This window comes from Xanthomonas sp. BRIP62418 (assembly GCF_003993495.1).
In the GTDB taxonomy this organism is placed as follows: domain Bacteria; phylum Pseudomonadota; class Gammaproteobacteria; order Xanthomonadales; family Xanthomonadaceae; genus Xanthomonas; species Xanthomonas euroxanthea.
Genome location: NZ_QEZG01000030.1, coordinates 18,524 through 38,719, shown reverse-complemented (window position 1 = coordinate 38,719; position 20,196 = coordinate 18,524). Strand labels below are relative to the sequence as shown.

At 65.4% G+C, this 20,196-nt stretch carries 17 protein-coding genes and 2 pseudogenes; 9 read left to right on the top strand and 10 right to left on the bottom strand.

All coding sequences use genetic code 11. The features are described 5' to 3' along the window. The first annotated feature begins 68 nt into the window (after nucleotides 1–68). From EO174_RS07135 to EO174_RS07105, 7 genes are all read left to right on the top strand, one after another. The gene (locus EO174_RS07135) at nucleotides 69–1,454 is read left to right on the top strand and encodes an MBL fold metallo-hydrolase (protein ID WP_017357192.1); all 1,386 of its coding nucleotides are present in this window, start codon (nucleotides 69–71) and stop codon (nucleotides 1,452–1,454) included. Next, a complete protein-coding gene (locus EO174_RS07130) occupies nucleotides 1,451–2,968 on the top strand; it encodes a thymidine phosphorylase family protein (RefSeq protein WP_049404647.1) in 1,518 nt (505 codons plus the stop codon). Before EO174_RS07135 ends, EO174_RS07130 begins: the two co-directional genes overlap by 4 nt. Beyond that, the gene (locus tag EO174_RS07125) at nucleotides 2,965–3,879 is read left to right on the top strand and encodes a ribose-phosphate diphosphokinase (protein WP_024889940.1); all 915 of its coding nucleotides are present in this window, start codon (nucleotides 2,965–2,967) and stop codon (nucleotides 3,877–3,879) included. Before EO174_RS07130 ends, EO174_RS07125 begins: the two co-directional genes overlap by 4 nt. Further along, nucleotides 3,876–6,341: a xylulose 5-phosphate 3-epimerase gene (locus EO174_RS07120; RefSeq protein WP_234830964.1), complete on the top strand. Its 2,466-nt coding sequence runs from the start codon at nucleotides 3,876–3,878 to the stop codon at nucleotides 6,339–6,341. Before EO174_RS07125 ends, EO174_RS07120 begins: the two co-directional genes overlap by 4 nt. A gap of 88 nt (nucleotides 6,342–6,429) precedes the next feature. Then, nucleotides 6,430–7,959 carry an AarF/UbiB family protein gene (locus EO174_RS07115; protein ID WP_234830963.1) on the top strand — a complete coding sequence of 510 codons (1,530 nt, stop codon included), beginning with the start codon at nucleotides 6,430–6,432 and terminating at the stop codon, nucleotides 7,957–7,959. A gap of 63 nt (nucleotides 7,960–8,022) precedes the next feature. After that, on the top strand, nucleotides 8,023–10,098 hold the full coding sequence (locus tag EO174_RS07110) for a heavy metal translocating P-type ATPase (RefSeq protein WP_082316348.1): 2,076 nt from the start codon (nucleotides 8,023–8,025) through the stop codon (nucleotides 10,096–10,098). Nucleotides 10,099–10,117: 19 nt separating this feature from the next. Next, nucleotides 10,118–11,221, top strand: a complete 1,104-nt coding sequence (locus EO174_RS07105; protein ID WP_036196077.1) for an acetate/propionate family kinase — start codon at nucleotides 10,118–10,120, stop codon at nucleotides 11,219–11,221. A gap of 36 nt (nucleotides 11,222–11,257) precedes the next feature. Here EO174_RS07105 and EO174_RS07100 read toward each other — a convergent pair whose 3' ends face one another. The 4 genes from EO174_RS07100 to EO174_RS07085 form a co-directional block, all read right to left on the bottom strand. Then, complete coding sequence (locus EO174_RS07100; protein WP_017355170.1) at nucleotides 11,258–12,457, bottom strand: hypothetical protein; 1,200 nt, start codon at nucleotides 12,455–12,457, stop codon at nucleotides 11,258–11,260. A 94-nt stretch (nucleotides 12,458–12,551) separates the two neighbouring features. Further along, complete coding sequence (locus EO174_RS23140) at nucleotides 12,552–12,764, bottom strand: GDCCVxC domain-containing (seleno)protein (RefSeq protein WP_080354540.1); 213 nt, start codon at nucleotides 12,762–12,764, stop codon at nucleotides 12,552–12,554. Further along, nucleotides 12,757–13,044: a heavy-metal-associated domain-containing protein gene (locus EO174_RS07090; protein WP_017355169.1), complete on the bottom strand. Its 288-nt coding sequence runs from the start codon at nucleotides 13,042–13,044 to the stop codon at nucleotides 12,757–12,759. Before EO174_RS07090 ends, EO174_RS23140 begins: the two co-directional genes overlap by 8 nt. 8 nt (nucleotides 13,045–13,052) lie before the next feature. Beyond that, nucleotides 13,053–13,409, bottom strand: coding sequence for a mercuric transporter MerT family protein (locus EO174_RS07085; RefSeq protein WP_017355168.1), 357 nt, complete (start codon nucleotides 13,407–13,409; stop codon nucleotides 13,053–13,055). A 41-nt stretch (nucleotides 13,410–13,450) separates the two neighbouring features. Between EO174_RS07085 and EO174_RS07080 the strand changes: the two genes are divergently transcribed. Further along, entirely contained in the window at nucleotides 13,451–13,876 is a 426-nt protein-coding gene (locus EO174_RS07080; protein WP_126941343.1) for a MerR family transcriptional regulator, read from the top strand. A gap of 423 nt (nucleotides 13,877–14,299) precedes the next feature. Here the strand turns inward: EO174_RS07080 and EO174_RS07070 are convergent, their stop codons facing one another. The 3 genes and pseudogenes from EO174_RS07070 to EO174_RS07055 form a co-directional block, all read right to left on the bottom strand. Continuing rightward, on the bottom strand, nucleotides 14,300–15,184 hold the full coding sequence (locus EO174_RS07070; RefSeq protein ID WP_003465017.1) for a LysR family transcriptional regulator: 885 nt from the start codon (nucleotides 15,182–15,184) through the stop codon (nucleotides 14,300–14,302). Nucleotides 15,185–15,279: 95 nt separating this feature from the next. Continuing rightward, a pseudogene (locus tag EO174_RS07065) lies at nucleotides 15,280–15,831 on the bottom strand (Mu transposase C-terminal domain-containing protein); the annotation flags it as partial. A gap of 54 nt (nucleotides 15,832–15,885) precedes the next feature. Next, nucleotides 15,886–16,650 carry an IS6-like element IS6100 family transposase gene (locus tag EO174_RS07055; RefSeq protein WP_001389365.1) on the bottom strand — a complete coding sequence of 255 codons (765 nt, stop codon included), beginning with the start codon at nucleotides 16,648–16,650 and terminating at the stop codon, nucleotides 15,886–15,888. A 132-nt stretch (nucleotides 16,651–16,782) separates the two neighbouring features. On the opposite strand from EO174_RS07055, the gene EO174_RS07045 reads away from it, so the two are divergent. Further along, nucleotides 16,783–17,223 carry a carboxymuconolactone decarboxylase family protein gene (locus EO174_RS07045; protein WP_008786759.1) on the top strand — a complete coding sequence of 147 codons (441 nt, stop codon included), beginning with the start codon at nucleotides 16,783–16,785 and terminating at the stop codon, nucleotides 17,221–17,223. Between the two features lie 80 nt (nucleotides 17,224–17,303). Here EO174_RS07045 and EO174_RS07035 read toward each other — a convergent pair whose 3' ends face one another. The 3 genes and pseudogenes from EO174_RS07035 to EO174_RS07015 all read right to left on the bottom strand — a co-directional run bounded on the left by EO174_RS07035 (nucleotide 17,304) and on the right by EO174_RS07015 (nucleotide 20,191). Further along, on the bottom strand, nucleotides 17,304–18,068 hold the full coding sequence (locus EO174_RS07035) for an IS6-like element IS6100 family transposase (protein WP_001389365.1): 765 nt from the start codon (nucleotides 18,066–18,068) through the stop codon (nucleotides 17,304–17,306). A gap of 62 nt (nucleotides 18,069–18,130) precedes the next feature. Then, nucleotides 18,131–19,312, bottom strand: a pseudogene (locus EO174_RS07025) (DDE-type integrase/transposase/recombinase); the annotation flags it as partial. A gap of 312 nt (nucleotides 19,313–19,624) precedes the next feature. Continuing rightward, nucleotides 19,625–20,191 carry an OsmC family protein gene (locus EO174_RS07015; protein ID WP_004574805.1) on the bottom strand — a complete coding sequence of 189 codons (567 nt, stop codon included), beginning with the start codon at nucleotides 20,189–20,191 and terminating at the stop codon, nucleotides 19,625–19,627. Nucleotides 20,192–20,196 lie beyond the last annotated feature (5 nt).

Genomic DNA, 20,196 nt, shown 5'->3' with positions numbered 1-20,196 from the left:
ATGCAGATGCGCCTCGGCCCTCGCCATGCCCTCCGCAATCACTTCCCTTCCAGGACAGGAGCCACACCATGACAGCGTCTTCCAACCCCACCCTGCAATTCCTCGGTGCCGCGGGCACCGTGACCGGCTCGCGCTACCTGGTCGAGGCCAACGGTCAGCGCGTGCTCGTGGACTGCGGCCTGTTCCAGGGCTACAAGCAATTGCGCGAGCGCAACTGGGCTCCGTTTCCCGTCGAGGCGTCATCAATCGACGCGGTGGTCCTGACCCACGCCCACCTGGACCATTCGGGCTACTTGCCCGCACTGGTCAAACAAGGGTTCCGCGGCCGGATCCACTGCACCCATGGCAGCGTGGCCCTGTGCGGCCTGCTGCTTCCCGACAGCGGACACCTGCTCGAAGAGGAGGCCAAGTACGCGGCCCGCAAGGGGTACTCCAAGCACAAGGAACCACGGCCGCTTTATACCGAGGATGACGCCCGCCGCAGCCTGAAGCAGCTCAAGGGGCATGACTATGGTCGCGACATCGAGGTCGCATCAGGCGTCACGATCCGCTTCCATCCTGCCGGCCACATCCTGGGCGCTGCCCATGTCAGCCTTGACGTCCAGGGCCAGCGCCTGCACTTCAGTGGCGACCTGGGACGGCAGCAGGAGTCGCTGATGAATCCGCCGACGCCCCTGCCCGCCTGTGACGTCCTGGTCTGCGAATCCACATATGGCAATCGGGAACACATTCCGATCGACCAAGAAGCCGAGCTGGCACCGATCATCCGCCGCGTTGCCGCCCGCGGGGGCGTGATCGTCATTCCCGCCTTTGCCATCGGCCGCGCCCAGGCGCTCATGCTGCATATCGCCCGGCTGCGTGAGCGCAAGGACATCCCTCGCGTGCCGGTCTACCTCAACAGCCCGATGGCGATCAACGCGACCCGGCACTACCACGACCACCACTCCGAGCACCACGTGTCCGACGAGGACTGCCAGCGGATGTTCGACGTGGCCACCTTCGTCAACACTGTAGAAGAGTCGAAGGCACTCAACCGCCAGCGCGGGCCGATGATCATCATCTCGGCCAGCGGCATGATCACCGGCGGGCGCGTGCTGCACCACATCGAGGCGTTCGGCCCCGATGACCGCAACGCGATCCTGCTCGCGGGCTACCAGGCCGGAGGAACACGCGGTGCCGCGCTGGCGGCAGGCAAGCGCACGTTGCGCATGTTCGGCCGCGAGGTCCCCATCCGCGCCGAGGTGGTGCAGCTGGAGGGCTTCTCCGGCCACGCCGACGCCGGGGAGCTGCTGGACTGGATGCGCACCGCGCCGTCCGCGCCGCGCATGGTCTACCTCACCCACGGCGAGCCCGACGCTGCAGACACGCTGCGCGGGCGCGTGCAGCGTGAACTGGGCTGGCGTGCGCGCGTGCCGGGGCACCTGGAGCAAGTCGGATTGGAGGATGCGAGATGACCACGCAGGCCCCGGGCCACACCCGCCTGCGCGTCACCCGTGCCGGCATCGACACCTACCAGCAGCCGGTGGTCTATATGCACCGCGACTGCGAGGTCTGTCGCTCGGAAGGCTTTGCCGCGATGACGCGCGTCAGGCTGGACGTGGACGCCCGCACGCTGGTGGCGACGCTGAACGTGGTCATCGACGATCGGCTCGGCCTGGACGAGGTGGCGTTGTCGGAGGCCGCGTGGACGCTCCTCGATCCCGCGCCCGACGCCCTCGCCGGCGTCAGGCACGCGGAACCCGCGGCGTCGGCGGGCGCGCTCCGTGCCAAGGTGTTCGGCGCCCGGTTGGACGACGCGCAGTACTTCGCCCTGGTGCAGGACGTGATGGAAAGCAGGTTGTCGGACCTGGAGCTTGCAGCTTTCGTCACTGCCAGCGCGGGTGACCGCCTGGACCATGCGGAGACGACCGCGCTGACGCGAGCCATGATCTCCGTGGGCCAGCGCCTGGACTGGGGCGAAGGGCCGGTGCTGGACAAACACTGCGTAGGTGGCCTGCCGGGCAATCGCACCACCCCGATCGTGGTGGCCATCGTGGCTGCGCTGGGCTACCGCATCCCGAAGACCTCGTCGCGCGCGATCACGTCGCCCGCGGGCACCGCCGACACCATGGAAGTGATGGCGCCGGTGGCGCTCGACCTGGCGGCGATGCGCCGGGTGGTGGAGCGCGAGGGCGGCTGCATCGTGTGGGGTGGCAACGTGCGCCTGAGCCCGGCCGACGACATCCTGATCCGGGTCCAGCGCCCGCTGGATTTCGACAGCGACGGCCAACTGGTCGCCAGCGTGCTGTCGAAGAAGATAGCCGCGGGCTCCACCCACGTCCTGATCGACATGCCGGTGGGTCCGACGGCCAAGGTGCGAGGTGAGGCCGCGGCCCACAGCCTCGGCACGCGGCTTGCCCACACCGCGGGCGCGCTGGGATTGCAGTTGGGCATCCATCGCTCCGACGGCACCCAGCCGGTGGGTCGGGGAATCGGCCCGGCGCTCGAGGCGCACGACGTGCTCAAGGTGCTGCGCAACGCGGCCGATGCACCCGCCGACCTTCGCGAACGCGCACTTGCGCTGTCCGCGGCGCTGCTGGACATGGCAGCGGGCAGCAACGCCGGCACCGGACTGGAGCGCGCGCGCGGCGTGCTGGATTCCGGGGCGGCGCTGGCCAAGTTCCTGGCGATCTGCGAGGCCCAGGGAGGCTTCCGCGAACCGCCACGGGCGGCGTTCACCGCCGACGTCCCGGCGCCTGCATCGGGCCGCATCGCGGCGATCGACAACCGCAGGCTGGCCAAACTGGCCAAGCTGGCCGGCGCCCCGACATCCCCCACCGCCGGCCTCGAAACCGGTCTGCGGATCGGCGATACGGTCGAGCGCGGACAGCCCATGATGACCCTGCATGCGGAGTCGCCGGGAGAACTGGCCTACGCCCTGGAGCACGCCGCGACGCTGCAACCCTTTGTGCTTGGAGAGGTTCCATGACCCGTGTGCTGATGCCCTTCCCGGCCGATGCAGTGTTGGCCGGCAACATCAACCAGCCCCTGCAGGCGCGCATTGCACCCGTGGCTTGGCGGCACTTCCCAGATGGCGAGTCGCTGGTCACCCTGGACGACGCACTGGCCGGAGCCGATGTGGCGCTCCTGGCCAGCCTGCGCAACGCCGATGCCACGGCCCTCCCGTTGCGCTTCGCCGCCCGGACCGCGCGCGAGTTCGGGGCTCGTTCGGTCGGCCTCATCGCACCCTACCTGGGGTATATGCGCCAGGACACCCGCTTCCATCGCGGCGAGGCGGTCAGTACACCGCTGTTTGCGCAATTCCTCGAAGAGGCTTTCGACTGGCTGGTGACCGTGGACCCGCACCTGCACCGCGTCGAGCGCCTGCAGTCGCTCTACCGCATTCCGACGGTCCACGTATCGGCGACGCCGGCCGTGGCCCGCTGGATCGCTGAGACCGTCCCCGACGCTGTGCTGATCGGCCCTGACAGCGAGAGCGAGCAGTGGGTAGCGGACATCGCCGCCCTGTCCGGCATGCCCTACCAGGTGCTGGCCAAGGAGCGGCACGGCGACTACGACGTGCGCGTCAGCCTGCCCGACCCGGCAGCCGTGGCTGGTCGGACTCCGGTGCTGATCGACGACATCGTGTCGTCCGGCCACACGATCCTGGAGACCCTCGCACACCTGCGCCGGTTGTCGTTGCCGTCGCCGTTGCTGGTCGCCATCCATCCGGTGTTCGCAGGCGACGCCTATGCCCGCCTGCAGGAGGCGGGCCTGGCCCGCATCGTCAGCACTGACACCATTTCCCACCCCTCCAACGCCATCGCGCTGGGTGCGGACCTCGCCGCCGCGGCATCGACCCTGATGACCGCTTCGACCGATTCCCCGGAGGACCCATGAACCTGCATCTCAACTGCTGCACCGCCGACCAGCTGTCGGCCGCCGAGCGCCAGCGGATCCTTGAACTCGCCGACGCCCACCGGCAGGCCGATCCCGCGTTCGCCCACTGGGCGGCCGGCTACGGGGTGATCCGACATGACCCGCTTACCCAGCTCCGGGTCCGCCAGATGGTGCACGAGCTGGTCGCCCTGGGCCGCACGCCGGATGCCGGCACCGCATGGCAGCGGCTCGCCGCGGCCGACCGCGTCACCAGCGCCGGCATGTGGCTGGTGGCGCACATGACCTACAGCCAGCGCGTTCGTACCGACGGCGCGGCCCTGGAGGTCGATGATTTCAAGACCACGCCTGAAGGCCACACCGGCGGGTCCCTCAACATGGTGCCCGCCTACGCCGGCTACCTGTTGATGGATTCCCTGGATGGCGTCACCCGCGCGTGGATGATGGGCCAGGGGCACTGCGTGGCCGCCATCGACGCGCTGAACGTGCTGGTTGGCAACATGACCGACCGGCACGCCGAACGTTACGACCGCACCGGCGAAGGGCTGAGCCGGTTCGTAAGCGACTTCTATGCCTACACCCTCAATCCGGACGGAACGCCGGCGTCGCCCCTCGGCTCCCACGTCAATGCGCACACCGCCGGGGGCGTGATGGAAGGCGGCTATCTCGGCTTTGCCGAGCTGCAGTACGTGCATGCGCCGCTCAAGGATGAACGCCTGGTCGCCTTCCTCAGCGACGGTGCGTTCGAGGAACAGCGTGGCAGCGACTGGGCGCCACGCTGGTGGCGCGCCGAGGACAGCGGACTGGTCAGCCCGATCATCATCCTCAACGGGCGGCGCATCGAACAGCGCAGCCAGATCACCCAGCAGGGCGGCGAGCGGTGGCTGGACCGGCACCTGCGATTGAACGGCTTTGACCCGATCGCGCTGGACGGGCGCGATCCGGCCAGCATCGCCTGGGGCATCCACGTGATGGAGTCGCGCCTGCAAGCTGGCGCGGAAGTCCCCGATATCGACGTGCGGCTGCCCTATGGCATCGCCGAAACCGTGAAGGGCTTCGGATTCCCCGGCGCCGGGACCAACGCCTCGCACAACCTGCCCCTGCCCGGGAATCCGTCGAAGGAGGCCGAGGCACGCGCGCTCTTCAATCAAGGCGCCGCGGCGCTGTTCGTGGCCGCGTCCGAGCTCGAGGAGGCTGTTGCCGCACTCAACAGCCACGACCTCCAGCAGCGCGTGCGCGAGCGCGACCATGCGCTGGCCGACCGTCAGGTGGACCCACCGCGCGCTCCAGCGATCGCCGACCGCGGCGCCGGCGGCGAGAGCTCGCCGATGACCGCGCTGGACGAGCAGTTCGTCGCCATCGCCGAAGCGAACCCGGGGCTGCGCGTGCGCGTGGGCAATCCTGACGAGCTGCGTAGCAACAAGCTCGACCGCACCCTGGACGCCATGAAGCACCGGGTGCACGAGCCCGAGCCCGGTGTCGCCGAATCGCCGACCGGCGCGGTCATCACCGCGCTCAACGAGGAAGCCGTGGTCTGCGCCGCGCTCGGCAACAAGGGTGGGCTGAATCTGGTGGTCACCTACGAGGCGTTCGCACCGAAGATGCTGGGCGCCGTGCGCCAGGAGCTGATCTTCGCCCGCCACCAGGTCCACGCGGGACGCCCGCCCGGCTGGCTGGGCGTGCCTCTCGTGCTGACCTCGCACACGTGGGAGAACGCGAAGAACGAGCAGTCCCATCAGGATCCGACCATGGCCGAGGCGCTCCTGGGCGAAATGGCCGACATATCGCGCGTGGTGTTTCCCCCGGACGCCAACGGCGCCGCCGCGGCCCTCGCCCACGCCTACGCGCAACGCGGCACGGTCACCACCCTGGTCGTCCCCAAGCGGCCGGTGCCCCATGAGTTGACGCCACAGCAGGCCAAGGCGCTGGCCGAGATCGGAGCGACGTGCCTGGCCGGCGATCCGGCGACGGCGGCGATCCTGCTCGTCGCCACCGGCGCGTACCAGCTGCAGGAAGTGCGCCGCGCGCAGGCGCGTCTGGTCGAACGCGGTGTGTCGGCCGCGATCGTCTATCTCGCCGAGCCCGGCCGGTTCCGCGCGCCGCGCGATCCGGAGGAGGCACGGTACGTGCACTCCGACACCGCGGTCCAGGCGCTGTTCCCGGTGAGCAGGCCGCGCGTATTCGTCACCCACACCCGTCCGGAGCCCTTCCTCGGCGCGCTCCGCCGGCTCGACACCGGCCCGGCCACCACCGCGGCGCTGGGCTTCGTCAACCGCGGCGGCACGCTGGACGTGCCGGGCCTGCTGTTCGCCAACCGCAGCACCTGGGCACACGTGGTCGACGCGGCTGCGCACGTCCTCGGCCAGTCCCGTGGCAGCCTGCTGTCCGAAGCGGAGCTGGCGGCAGTGGATGGCCGCGGCGATCCGGCCACGATCCTGCGCCCTGCCACGGGGCCAGCGTCGTGAGTCGCCCGGCCAGGACCTCGCGCTGATGGCGGGTACAGTGCGGCGCGGAGGTCAGATTGCCTGGGCCGGACTGAAGCTCGGAGTCGCCGTGCTGCGCCTGCGCCGGCGCGCACCCGACCTGCTCCCCGCATACGTCAGCACCACCCTGGTGGGGTTGGGCACCACCTTCGTCAAGCTGGGCCAAGGCTTGAGTCTGCGCTGGGACCTGCTGCCGGCACCCTACCGCGAGGCGTTGTCGCGATTGCACAGCGATGTGCCCCCCTTCCCGGCGGAGGAGGCCATGCGTATCGTCGAACAGGCGTTTGGCGCGCCGGTCGGCGAACTTTTCGCCAGCTTCGATGACAAGCCCCTGGCCGCGGCTTCAGTGGCCCAGATCCATCCAGCGCGCATGCATGATGGTCGCGATGTGGTCGTCAAGATCACCCGCCCCGGGATCCATGCCCAGGTGCAGGCGGATCTGCTGCTCCTGCGGCGCACGATGCGCGTCGCCCAGTGGATCTGGCCGCCACTGAAACGCCACCGGCCGCTCGAACTGGTGGACGAACTAGGCGCATTCCTGCGTGACGAGATCGACATGCGTCACGAGGCGCAGAACATGCGGCGCATGGCCAAGGTGCTGGATGCCCTGCCCGGCATCACCCAGCCGCACGTCGTCGAGCCGTATGCCACCCGCAACGTGCTTGTGCAGGATCGAAGCCACGGGACCCGTCTGGAGGCCGCGTACGGCACAGCGGCCGCTCCCGCACTGGCAAGGGCGCTGCTCGGTGCCTACGTGCATCAGCTCTTCGGCGCCGGCGTCTTCCATGCCGACCCGCACCCGGGGAATCTGTTCTTCTTTGACGACGGTCGCCTGTGCCTGCATGACTTTGGCTCGATCGGCGTGCTCGACCCTGCATCCCGGCTCGCGCTCGGCGGCATGGTCGAGGCCATTGCGGCCGACGACGCCGAGGGCGTGCTGGATGCAGCGATCGCCATGGGCTTCTTCCCGTCGCAGGTCGACCGCCGCTCGCATGTGCGCGAGATCCACCTGATCCTGGCCGAGATGGCCAGCCGTCCGCTGGCGCAGTGGTCCATTGCCGAGGCAATCTGGCGCGTGGCACGCATTGGGCAGGGCGCTGGCTTCCGGCTTCCGGCCCACCTGCTGTCCCTGATCCGGACGCTGTTCCTGGTCGAGAACACGCTGCGGGCGCTGGATCCGGATCTGGACCTGCTGGGGACGCTGTCCGCGCAGGCGGCCGCGATCGCCGACATTGCCGAAGCCAGCCGCCCCAGCGGCAACAGGCCGCTTGCCATGCGGCTGGCCCGCACTGCGCGCCAACTGCCACAGATCGCCACCGACCTGTTGCGGCAGGCGCAACTGAGCGACGGACGACCCGCCTTCTCCGTACACCACCATGGCCTGAGTTCCACGCAGGAGGCAATCGCGCGCACGGGCAACCGGCTGGCGTTGGCCCTGGTCACCTTGGGCCTGTACGTAAGCGGTGCGCTGTTGAGCCTGCATTCCGACGGCCCGCAAGTGTTCGGCCACATGCCTTTCCTGGCTATGGTGGCTTTCGCTGCTGCGGGATTGCTCTCACTGCGGCTGGTGATGGCCATCGCCAGATCGGGACACTTGTAACAGAACACTGATCTATCTCCCCGCTGGTGCCCGGCGCATCAGTGCATCCAGGAAGGCAGACCCATGACGCAACACAATCATCATCATCAAGATCATCAGGCGCACGGCGAGCAACCGCCGCATCCCCGCACGGGTGCTGAAGGTGACGTCCATGCCGGGCACGACAAGCATGCCGGCCACAGCGTGGCGAGCTTCCGCGACAAGTTCTGGCTCACGCTGCTGCTGACCATCCCCACTCTGATCTGGAGCGGGATGATCCAGCATTGGTTCGACTACACCGCACCACAGTTCCCGGGGTCGGCGTACATCCCGGCGGTGTTCGGCACGATCGTGTACTTCTACGGCGGCTCGCCGTTCCTCCGCGGCGGATACCACGAGCTGAGAAATCGCCTGCCGGGCATGATGACGCTGATCTCGCTTGCGATCACCGTCGCCTTCCTTTACAGCGCGTTGGTCACGCTCGGCGTTGTCGAGGGCTTGGACCTGTGGTGGGAGCTGGCGACGCTGGTGGCGATCATGTTGCTCGGCCACTGGATCGAGATGCGTTCGATCAACCAGGCACAGGGCGCTCTCAAGGAACTCGCGAAGCTGCTGCCTGATATGGCGGTGCGGTTGGATGAGGCCGGTACCGCGAAGGAAGTCCCTGTCGCGGAACTGAAGCGCGGCGACCTGCTGCTCATCAGGCCCGGCGCGAGCATTCCCGCCGACGGCGTCGTGAAGGAAGGGACCAGCGCCGTCAACGAAGCGATGATCACCGGCGAGTCCAAGCCGATGGACAAGTCGACGGGCGACCGGGTGATCGCCGGCACCGTCAACGGACAGGGCTCGTTGCGTGTCGAGGTGACGGGAACCGGCGACGAGACCGCGCTCGCGGGTATCATGCGGCTCGTCGAGCAGGCCCAGACGTCGCGCTCGCGCGCCCAGGCCCTGGCGGACCGGGCGGCGTTCTACCTCACGATCATCGCCATCGTCTCCGCCGCGGTTACCGCCATTGTCTGGCCACTCCTCGGTCGACCGTGGAGCTTCACGATCGAGCGCGTAGTGACCGTGCTCGTGATCGCCTGTCCCCATGCGCTGGGTTTGGCCATCCCGCTGGTGACCGCCATCTCGACCACGATTGGCGCACGGAACGGCCTGCTCGTGCGCGATCGACGCGGCCTGGAAGAGGCCCGTTTGCTGAACACGGTCGTGTTCGACAAGACAGGCACGCTCACGCTCGGTTCGCACCGCGTCGTGAAGACCACTGCCGCCGATGGACTCACCGACGACGAGGTGCTTCGCGTGGCCGCGTCGGTCCAGCGCGACGCTGAACATCCGATCGCGCAGGCGCTGATGACCAGCGCCAAGGAACATGGCATCGACGTTCCGATGTCGCAGGACTTCGAGTCCATGCCGGGACGCGGCGTGCGCGCAGTCGTCGAGGAGCGCTCGCTTCACGTTGGCGGGCCGGGTCTGTTGAGAATGCTCGCGGTCGAACCGCCGGAGACGCTTCGGCGGGCTGCCGAATCAGCGGCAGCCGATGGTCAATCTGCAACCTACCTGGTGGAAGGCGACCGGGTGCTCGCCGTATTTGCGATCGCGGATGCCATCCGTCCCGAATCGTTCGACGCGGTCAAGCGGCTGCACGACGAAGGACTGGAGGTTGTCCTGCTGACGGGTGATTCCACGGCGGTCGCAAACGCGGTCGCGAAGGAACTCAACATCGACACCGTCTTCGCCGAGGTATTGCCCGAGGACAAGGTGGCAAAGATCGAGGAGCTGCAGGCCCAGGGCAAGCGCGTCGCGATGGTGGGTGACGGTGTCAATGACGCTCCGGCGCTGCTCACGTCCGACGTCGGCATCGCCATCGGCACAGGGACGGACGTCGCGGTCGAGGCCGGCGACGTCGTACTCGTGCGCAGCGACCCGCGCGACGTGCCAGCGATCATCGAATTGAGCAAGGCCACCTATCGCAAGATGATCCAGAACCTGTGGTGGGCCGCCGGCTACAACATCGTCGCCATCCCTCTCGCCGCTGGCGTTCTCGCCGCATGGGGGATCCTGCTGCAACCTGCGCTTGGGGCAGTGCTCATGTCGCTGAGCACCGTCGTTGTGGCAATCAATGCGCAGTTGTTGCGCCGGGCGGTGCGGTCCCCATGAACATGATTCGGGGACACCTGTGACCACGCGCCGGCTTCTTGCACTCAACGTTGGCTCGTCCACCCTCAAGGGCGCGTCCTATCTGTTCAACACTGAGGGACACGGCGCGCAGTCTCGTCTGCTCGAGCGCTCCCGGGCCGAAATTCCAGTCGGCGTGGATGCGCAGGAGCGCCTTGCCACCCTGCTCGAGGCATTGTCGGAGCCGTGGCCCAGCCCCGACGTGGTGGTGCACCGAATCGTACATGGCGGTGACCTTCACGACGCCCGCGAGCTCGACGAAACCGTGCTCGCGAAACTGGATGCATTGGTGCCGTTCGCACCCTTGCACCAGCCGGTAGCCCTCGCTTTCGCGCGTGCCGCGCGCATGCGTTGGCCGCACGCGCGCCAAGGCGTGGCCTTCGACACCGACTTCCACGCGTCGCTCGCGCCCTGGAGCCGGCGCTTGCCTGTCCCTGAAGCATGGGATGCGCTGGGCATCCGCCGCTACGGTTTCCATGGACTCGCCTTTGCCTCCGCGCTCCGCATAGTGGCCAGCCACGACGCTGGAATCCTGAAGGGCCGCGCTGTCTTCGCGCATCTGGGGGGTGGCTGCAGCGTCTGCGCCGTCGAGGGCGGCCGCAGCCGCGACACCACCATGGCGCTCACTCCGCTGGGTGGAATCCCGAGCCCTACCCGCTCCGGAGATCTCGATCCCGGCGCGTTGCTGTATCTGCTGAGGCATGAACGCCTGGATGCGCAGGCGCTTGAAAACGGCCTGTACCGCAGTGCAGGCCTTGCCGGAATCGCCGGCCATGGCGACATGCGCGTGTTGCTGACGGATCCCGGCCCGCAGGCCCAGCTTGCCGTGGAGCTCTTTGCAGTCCGGATTGCGCAGTCCATCGCGGCCATGGCCACGGCAATTGGCGGTCTCGACCATGTCGTCTTTTCCGGCGGCATCGGCCATCGCGCGCCGGTTTTGCGGGCTCGCATCGTCGCGCGACTGGCCTGGCTCGGCCTGGCGCTGGCACCTGACGTCAACGATGCTGGAGCCACGCGGATCGACCGCGGGGGCGGGCCGAGCATATGGAACGTCGCGATCGATGAGGAGCGCGAACTGGCTGAATCGGCACTCGCCTGGCTGTAGCCACGACACGCCCCAAGGGTCGGCTCCGGTGGGGAATCACTCCTCGATCCGTGACGACGTGAGCACCGCTGCGAATCCACCACCGGGGGTGCGCATGTTCGTGGTCTGGCCCTGGTACAGCCTGGCCGCGAACAACAGGACACCCGCCTCGGACGCGAAGCAGCGCACATCCGCCTTGAGGGACTGGCCCCCATGCACGATCCGCATGCTCGGTGGCGCGAAGGCCTGTGCGATGTAGGTCGCCGACGCCATAGACGCCCAAGTCCGCCGGGTCAACTTGTCGCCCCGATAACTCCCACGGCTGCCAAACCCTGCTGCAGGCTTGAAGAAATATCCGTTGCGCACTGCCCACAACGCATCCCGGTTCGCGGGCACGAGTTCGACCGTGGGCGGGATCACCTGGCCCAGCAGTGCCGTCGAACCCGCATCGACCCCGAACCCGCCGAGCAGAGCCGGGTCCCCGAGCACCGCAAGGTTGCGCTTGTCGGCAAACAGCGCGTGTGCTCGGGGATGCGGCATCAGCGCGACGTCCCCTGCCAGGTAAGCCTCACGAATGTCTGCATGCGAGGCATCCTCGAGCGCGAAATCGGTCAACCGGTTGTAGACAGTGTCGATTCGACCGTGGGCATCCTCAAGCCCGTCCGAACCAAACGACAAATCCTCGGGAGCGCTGATCACGCAGTCCACGCCATGGTCCCGAAACGCGTTCGCGTACAGCACAAACTCGGGGTAAAGGAACTGCGCTCGCGGAGTGCTGTCCACGATGGCCAGGCGCGACGGCGTGCGCCCGGATTGCTGCCGAGCATCCTCCATCCAGGCCGTGACGGCCGCATCACGCGCTTGGGCCGCGTTGGTCCAGGTGGCCCATGCTGGCGGCGCGCAAGACCGCACGGCATCGAGCAACAAGGCATTGAGGAGCAGACCGCCTGGATTGGTGTTGACCTCGATCAGCCGCGGGCCATCGACCGTCAGGTGAAAGTCCAGACCCAGGACGCCCCCCGCCGAACCCGGATCATGGGTTGCAATGTCAGGGGCCCATTGCAGGACCCGTTGGCTATATCCCGGGTTTCCTGCGACGTCGAAGACCGCCGCCGCGACTCGTCCCATGGCCTCCAACGCGGGCCGATCAACGAACAAGGCATAGGGTGAAAATAAGTGCGCGTGTACGGCGGGATCAGTCGTGAACTCCGGAAAGGCACCCCGGATCGACTCGTGCAGACGGAGGATGTCGACCACTTCGCATGCACACCGCTGGTTGAGCGGCGCGCTTTCCAGGGTGGCACAGTCGATCTCGCAGCCTGTCTGTCCAACTATTATCGGAGTCCGCGGTTCAACCACAACAGGGATTGTTCTGTTGGATCGGTGGACATGGCACTGTTCCGAACGAGCAGAACACACAGCAGTCGCCTTGATGCGGACGCAAAACCGCTCCACAGCCCGTGCACTCATAGAAGAATTGACACGCTGTGATGGGCATTGTCTCGGTCGCCCGATGGCCGCACTCCGGGCAGGTCAAGATGCTTTCCAGCTTGACGTCACTCACCGCCAGTCCGCACCTTGGCCGGGAAGCCTGCTTCCGTGACTGCACGCGCGATTCCGGCTGCATCCGTCTGGCTCGATTCGAACGTCACCGTGACTGTTTCAGCCCGGGTGTCCACCTTCACATCGGCCACGCCCGGCACCTTCTCCAGCGCCTTCCTGATGGTGATGCCGCAGGCGGGACAGGTCATGTTCTCAGCATCGAGCATCACTACGGTTGCGGGCGTCGCAAGAGCGGCACCGACCGACAGAGCAGCCACCAGGGCCAGTATCCACTTGTGCATCGCGCCTCCTACAGAATCCAGACGATGTAATAGGGAAACAGCAGCAACAGGACGATGAGGGCTGTCGCCAACCAGAGCCAACGTCGCCTGCGTCGCAGAGCGTCCGGGGCGATGCAACTGCCATCCACACCGCACCGTGCCGCCGGTCGATACAGCATCCAAAACGCCACGGCCAAGGACAGTACGGCGGCGGCGCTGAACCAGGGCCTCAAGGGATCGAGAGCTGTCAGGGTGCCGATCCAGGCGCCACTGATGCCCAGCAGGACCAGCACCAGCGGCACGACGCAGCAGACCGATGCGCCAATGGCGGCGATGCTCGCGCCAACGATGGCTGGAACAGACGATTTGGCCGGGGTTGTTTGCATCAGAGCATACTAGCCTCTGTACCTAGGTACGGAGTCAAGCCGTGCGTCCGAACACGTTTACGATCAGCCGGCTGGCGGCGGCGGCCGATGTGCACGTCGAAACCGTGCGCTACTACCAGCGGCGTAGGCTGCTGCGTCAACCCGAGCGACCCATAGGAGGCGTGCGTCGTTACGACGAAAACGATGTCAATCGGCTTCAGTTCATCCGGCGCGCTCAGATGATGGGATTCAGCCTCGACGAGATCGCTGGCCTGCTAGAGATCACAGGCGAAGGTTCTTGCGAGCAGACCCGTCAGCTGACCGAGCGAAAGCTCGTCGATGTCCGTCTACGAATCCGCGAGCTGCGACAGCTGGAGAGGGATCTCGAACAGAAAATAGAGCGGTGCGCCCAAGTGCCGGCGGGAGAGTGCTGCCCAACCCTCGATTTTCTGGAGCGGCCAATAAAGCCAGCTGCGACAGGCAGTTAGCTCACTTTCGGCCCGTTTTTACACGAATCCCTGCCGACCCTCGGTACTGGCAAGACGCCGCTCACCCGGGTGGTCGAAGCCTGGCGCGAGCACTGGCCGCAAGCGTTCCCCCTGCCTCACCCTAGCCCGCGCAACAATCGCTGGCTGGTGCGCAACCCCTGGTTCCAACAAGACGTGCTGCCCGCGCTGCAAGCACGCGTCCAGGCAGTCCTCACCGCCAACCCCAAGGAAACCCCATGACCGACGACACCGCCGCCATTACCGAGCTGCTGCACAAGTACTACGACACCCTGGCCTGGGCGAACGGAGACAGGCACCGGCTTTGGAGCGATGAACGACGGCTTCAGGTGCGGTAGCTGACGCCTGGGACCTCAATCACCGTATGACCGGGTCGAAAGCGGTCCTTTCTCTGACAACATCGCCCTAGCCCGCACTCAACCCCCACAACACATCCAGCACATGTTGCGTAGGCCGCTCGACGTCCCCACCACGGTGGGCAATACCAAGTTGACGCCACAATAAGGGCTGTAATGGCCGCATGACGATCCTGGTATCGGGCAATGGCGTGGAGGCTTCATGCGGCAACAACGTCGCACCATAACCGGCCGCCACTAGGCTTTTGATCGCATCGTTGTAGTTCAGTTGAATACGCGGCGTGGGCTGCCGTCCATCACTGGCGAACCACTCCGAGGTCAAGCGCGAAAGCCGAGTAGTTTTGTCATTCAGAATTAATGGCTGGGCGGCCAGCCAACCGGGGGTCACAACATCCGGGCATTCCCAGCGAGCCGGCAAGAAGGCCATGACCGGGTCCCGCCGCCATGGCTCGATCCGCAATTCCTTCACCGGGGTCTGTGGCAGCGCGACCAGACCGATCTCCAAAGAGCCCTCGGCAAGCTTCTTCAAAGTTTCCTGCGACGTGAGCACCGCGACCTGCACATCGATAGCGGGATGGCGTTGGCCCAACGTCTCCAAAGCTTGCGGCATCAACTGTGCGATGGCCCCTGTGGAGGCACCCAGCCGCACACGCCCGGCCAAGCCCTGCACCTGACGCTCCACGTCCTCAAGCGCCTGCTCCGCATCCGCCAACAGGCGCCGCGCGCGCTCCACCAGCGTTTCTCCAATCGCCGAAGGCTGAATGCGCCCACGTGTGCGCGACAACAGCTTTCCGCCAACCCGCGACTCCAGGTCGGCAATATGCAAACTGACCGTGGGTGGCGCGAGGTGCAGCACACGGGCCGCCTCGGCAAACGAACCCAGGTCGGCAATGGCCACCAACGTGCGCAGACGGTCCAGGCTGATTTCGCGCATGAGTCACTCCTTGTTCAGAAAAGCTGAATTTCATCGTTTAGAAATTCAACTTTTCCTATCTTAGCCCCTCACTGAAGATTGGAACTCCTGATTTCCTATGTCCGAGAGCATTCCATGGCAAGTCCTCTTATATTCATCGACGGCGACCACTCCTCGATCTGATCGAACGGTTTGGCCGGCGGCAGGTTGTCTGCCTGCGGGTCAGCCATGTCCACATCCGGCGGTATGGGCTTGGCCGGTGGCTCCGACGTCTTGAGGTGCTGGCGGCGATCAGCGTCGCGCCGCGCCTTGCGCGTGGCCTTCTGGGCGGTGGTCACGATCTCGCGCATCTGCCCGATCATGCGGAACAGCGCCGACTCGTCCACCTGCTCGCGCCCGAGCTGACGCAATTTGGCCAGCGCCTGGCGTTGTTCCCAGAGGGTGACGGCCGGATGGGACAAGGTGCGGTAGTGGATCTCCAGATAGTGCTGACCTTCCGGTTCCAGTACCCAGATGCGGCTGATGTCGCGCGGATCGCGCCGGATCAGGAAGGCGGGCAAGCGCTCGCGCCGGGCAATCCACGGCTTGAGGGCGTCGGCGTAGTAGTGGATGTGGTCGATGACAAAGCCGGTGCGGGTCAGGGTGCGGCGGATCACCGGCAGGAAATCGGCTCTGTTGCAAAGATTGGCGGCAGTCAGAGGTAGGCTGTCGCTCTGCGCCGATCAGGCGGCTGCTGCGAAATGGTGGTTGAGCATGCCCATGGCCTCCGTCAGCGCCGAGGGCCCAATGCCAAAAGCTCTCTCCACAAGGCGCACCTCGCCCCTGATGCCGGGCTGCAGGCACCAGGGGCGAGCCTGTCCTTTGCGCAGGGCTCGCATGACTTCGAATCCCTTGATCGTGGCATAGGCCGTGGGGATCGATTTGAAACCGCGCACCGGCTTGATCAGTATCTTGAGCTTTCCGTGATCGGCCTCGATCACGTTATTGAGATACTTCACCTGCCGGTGGGCCGTCTCCCGGTCCAGCTTTCCTTCGCGCTTCAATTCGGTGATCGCTGCACCATAGCTCGGCGCTTTGTCGGTATTGAGCGTGGCAGGCTTTTCCCAGTGCTTCAGGCCTCGCAGGGCCTTGCCCAGGAACCGCTTCGCTGCCTTGGCGCTGCGGGTCGGCGACAGGTAGAAATCGATCGTGTCGCCCCGCTTGTCGACTGCCCGGTACAGGTAGGTCCACTTGCCCCGCACCTTGACGTAGGTTTCATCCAGGCGCCAGCTCGGATCAAAGCCACGCCGCCAGAACCAGCGCAGCCGCTTCTCCATCTCCGGGGCGTAGCACTGGACCCAGCGATAGATCGTCGTATGGTCGACCGAAATGCCGCGTTCCGCCAGCATTTCCTCAAGGTCGCGATAGCTGATCGGATAGCGACAATACCAGCGCACCGCCCACAGGATCACATCACCCTGGAAATGGCGCCACTTGAAATCCGTCATCGTTCCGTCCGTCCAATCTCCGCCAAGCATGCTCAAGCTTCACGATTTTTGCAACAGAGCCCTTGACTGCACTGCACTGTGCAATGTATGTTTTGGAGACTGCACGGTGCAGTGCAAACGAGGAGATAGAGCATGTCAGTCGTAAATTCCAGCGTCGCTTTGCCTGCTGAGGTCTCAAAGGACCGTTTCGCCAGGGGATCTGCTACATTCGCCGCAGTCACCGGCATTCCCACGGAGGCATACCTTGATGGATTCAAGGATAGCTCGCCTGATTTTGGTCGCTATGTGATTGAGTGGGTCTTCGGCGATGTATACAGCCGCACCGATTTGGATTTGAAAACCCGGGAACTCGTTATCATCGCAGCCGGCGCGGCGTTGGGCGCAACGGGAATTGATGTCATCAAATTTCATGTCCCCACTGCGGTACGCGCGGGTGCAACCCGAGACCAGATTTTCGGCGTTCTTACCCAGGTAGCGATTGTTGCAGGTGTTCCCACAGCAATCGCCGCAATTTCGGCGGCGGCACAAGTCTTGGGGCCACACTCTCAGGTCGCTGATGGTGCCAAGGCATGAATATCAGGTCCGAGGATCAGCTCAGCGGCTCTGTTGCAAAGATTGGCGGCAGTCAGAGGTAGGCTGTCGCTCTGCGCCGATCAGGCGGCTGCTGCGAAATGGTGGTTGAGCATGCCCATGGCCTCCGTCAGCGCCGAGGGCCCAATGCCAAAAGCTCTCTCCACAAGGCGCACCTCGCCCCTGATGCCGGGCTGCAGGCACCAGGGGCGAGCCTGTCCTTTGCGCAGGGCTCGCATGACTTCGAATCCCTTGATCGTGGCATAGGCCGTGGGGATCGATTTGAAACCGCGCACCGGCTTGATCAGTATCTTGAGCTTTCCGTGATCGGCCTCGATCACGTTATTGAGATACTTCACCTGCCGGTGGGCCGTCTCCCGGTCCAGCTTTCCTTCGCGCTTCAATTCGGTGATCGCTGCACCATAGCTCGGCGCTTTGTCGGTATTGAGCGTGGCAGGCTTTTCCCAGTGCTTCAGGCCTCGCAGGGCCTTGCCCAGGAACCGCTTCGCTGCCTTGGCGCTGCGGGTCGGCGACAGGTAGAAATCGATCGTGTCGCCCCGCTTGTCGACTGCCCGGTACAGGTAGGTCCACTTGCCCCGCACCTTGACGTAGGTTTCATCCAGGCGCCAGCTCGGATCAAAGCCACGCCGCCAGAACCAGCGCAGCCGCTTCTCCATCTCCGGGGCGTAGCACTGGACCCAGCGATAGATCGTCGTATGGTCGACCGAAATGCCGCGTTCCGCCAGCATTTCCTCAAGGTCGCGATAGCTGATCGGATAGCGACAATACCAGCGCACCGCCCACAGGATCACATCACCCTGGAAATGGCGCCACTTGAAATCCGTCATCGTTCCGTCCGTCCAATCTCCGCCAAGCATGCTCAAGCTTCACGATTTTTGCAACAGAGCCGGAAATCGACCAAAAACGCGGTGGGGCGGGTAACGACGGCCGGGACGCCAACGCGCTCCACGGCCTCGGCCCAGCGCGCGGCCGGCGGCTGGAGCAGGCCGTTGTGCACGGAGCCGTGATAGGTGCCTACCGCCAACGCGAGCCAGCGCTCCAGCTCGCGCAGCGTCAGGGTGGCCATCTTCTCGGAATCGTACTCGCCGCGCTGGCCGGGATTGGAGAAGGTCGTCCCCGGTAATTCGTCGTGGATCATCTGCATCGCCGTGCCGATGATCCGTTCCACGATGCCGCCGTAGTGCGGCTGGCCTGGTGGGCGATAGTCCAGCCGGATGCCATGCTGTTCGCAGCCACGGCGCAGCGCTTCGCTTTTGAACTCGGCCGCGTTGTCCAGATAGAGCAGCCTGGGCTTGCCGCTCATCGGCCAGTCCATTTCCACATTCAGCCCTTCCAGCCAGGGCCGCTTGTCGCAGGCGGCATGCGCGAGGCATAGGCCGACCGAGACGGCGGACGGCGCTTCCAGCGTGACCACCATGCCGAGTACGCAGCGCGTGAACACGTCGATGGCGAGGGTCAAATATGGGCGGCCAATCGGTTGCCGGTCGCGCTCGTCGACCACGATCAGGTCGATGACGGTGTGGTCGATCTGCACCTGTTCCAGCGGCATGGTGACTTCTGGCGGAATGCCACCCGCGCCTTGCAAGGGACGGGCAGCGTCCTGCCCGCCCCGGCTGCGGGCTATTTTCGCCGGGTGTAGTCCGGCAATCCGCTGGGCCACGGTGTTGCGCGCCGGCACCGGCAGCTTCTGGGTTTTGCACGCCTGCGCGACTTCGCGGTGGAACGCCGCCAGGCTGCGTTTCTGCTTGGTCAGGAAGCGCTTTTGCAGCAGCTCGCGGATGATGCGCTCGACCGGTTCCGGCAAGCGCCCCTTGCCTTTGCCGCCGCCGGATCGGCCGGGCGTCAGGTCTGTTACCAGGCCAGTACCCTGCCGGGCGCGACGGATCAGGACATATACCTGTCGCCGGGACAGGCCCAGCGCTTGGGCTGCCTCATCGGCGGCTTCATGCCCGACCACCTCAAGCGCTGCCAGTGGCCCGATGATTTCCGTCCGGTGCCGGGCTTGCGCCCATGCCTCGTCGGGCAGGGTGGCCACGCCTTGCGCGGCAATCGGTGGAGTGTCTGATGTCATGCCCAAACCTCGCTTTGGTGCACACGAGTATTGAGCATAGTCGAGATTGGTGCAGACGACTCCTGATATTGGGCTGTCAGGAGCCGTATGCACACCAGGCGTTACATCCAGTCAGATGGTGCGGTCGTCTTCTGAAAACGACAGAAGACTCTATTCTGACGGAGCTGCGCGGTTCTGCCTGACATCCAGTTAGGGTATACCTCAAATTGACACTGCGTATTCCAGAGAACGTGATGACGGAAGGTTGAACCTTCCGTCATAGCGCATCTGGTTTGGCCTCCCGTCAGCCAACCACGGGAAACACTGACTCGATCATTGGAGAATGGTCAGCTTGGCCTTGAGATCAATGGCTCTCGCGAAGTTGTGGTAATTCGGCGATGTTCGCTGCACCTGCGCGTGCAATGCTTTCAGCGCCGCCGAATCCGCCGACGACTCCATTTCGACCTCATACTCGACCTGGTCGTACCCTGGATTGATCCCAGGATCGATTCCAAGAAAACCTCTCAGATCGAGGCTTCCCTTCGTGCGGATAGTCAGCGATTGCAACTCGATGTTCATTGCCGCCGCATTTGCCGCGTAGGTTGCAGTCATGCATGCGTTCAACGCAGCCAGGATCAATTCTTGTGGATTAGCGGCCGTGTCGGTACCGAGCAATTCTGCCGGTTCGTCCGCGTCGATGACAAAGCCGCGCGCCAAGGCCGTGTCACCTAGTACGAGCGGCATGGTTCGCGCACGCGTCCGGGTGCCACCCTCCCAGGTTGTCACGACGCCGAACGTCGCGATGCCTGCGGCGGGCTTTGCTGCGACCTGATCTGCAAACTCACGCAATGCGCCGACGTTGATCCCGTTGCCGGGAGTTCCTTTAATGTTTGTGTTCATTTCTC

What these genes read in the sequence shown, in the direction of transcription:
- EO174_RS07135 (WP_017357192.1), top strand. Translation starts at nt 69, where the DNA reads ATGACAGCGTCTTCCAACCCCACCCTGCAATTCCTCGGTGCCGCGGGC.
- EO174_RS07130 (WP_049404647.1), top strand. Translation starts at nt 1,451, where the DNA reads ATGACCACGCAGGCCCCGGGCCACACCCGCCTGCGCGTCACCCGTGCC.
- EO174_RS07125 (WP_024889940.1), top strand. Translation starts at nt 2,965, where the DNA reads ATGACCCGTGTGCTGATGCCCTTCCCGGCCGATGCAGTGTTGGCCGGC.
- EO174_RS07120 (WP_234830964.1), top strand. Translation starts at nt 3,876, where the DNA reads ATGAACCTGCATCTCAACTGCTGCACCGCCGACCAGCTGTCGGCCGCC.
- EO174_RS07110 (WP_082316348.1), top strand. Translation starts at nt 8,023, where the DNA reads ATGACGCAACACAATCATCATCATCAAGATCATCAGGCGCACGGCGAG.
- EO174_RS07090 (WP_017355169.1), bottom strand. Translation starts at nt 13,044, where the DNA reads ATGCACAAGTGGATACTGGCCCTGGTGGCTGCTCTGTCGGTCGGTGCC.
- EO174_RS07085 (WP_017355168.1), bottom strand. Translation starts at nt 13,409, where the DNA reads ATGCAAACAACCCCGGCCAAATCGTCTGTTCCAGCCATCGTTGGCGCG.
- EO174_RS07070 (WP_003465017.1), bottom strand. Translation starts at nt 15,184, where the DNA reads ATGCGCGAAATCAGCCTGGACCGTCTGCGCACGTTGGTGGCCATTGCC.
- EO174_RS07055 (WP_001389365.1), bottom strand. Translation starts at nt 16,650, where the DNA reads ATGACGGATTTCAAGTGGCGCCATTTCCAGGGTGATGTGATCCTGTGG.
- EO174_RS07045 (WP_008786759.1), top strand. Translation starts at nt 16,783, where the DNA reads ATGTCAGTCGTAAATTCCAGCGTCGCTTTGCCTGCTGAGGTCTCAAAG.
- EO174_RS07035 (WP_001389365.1), bottom strand. Translation starts at nt 18,068, where the DNA reads ATGACGGATTTCAAGTGGCGCCATTTCCAGGGTGATGTGATCCTGTGG.
- EO174_RS07015 (WP_004574805.1), bottom strand. Translation starts at nt 20,191, where the DNA reads ATGAACACAAACATTAAAGGAACTCCCGGCAACGGGATCAACGTCGGC.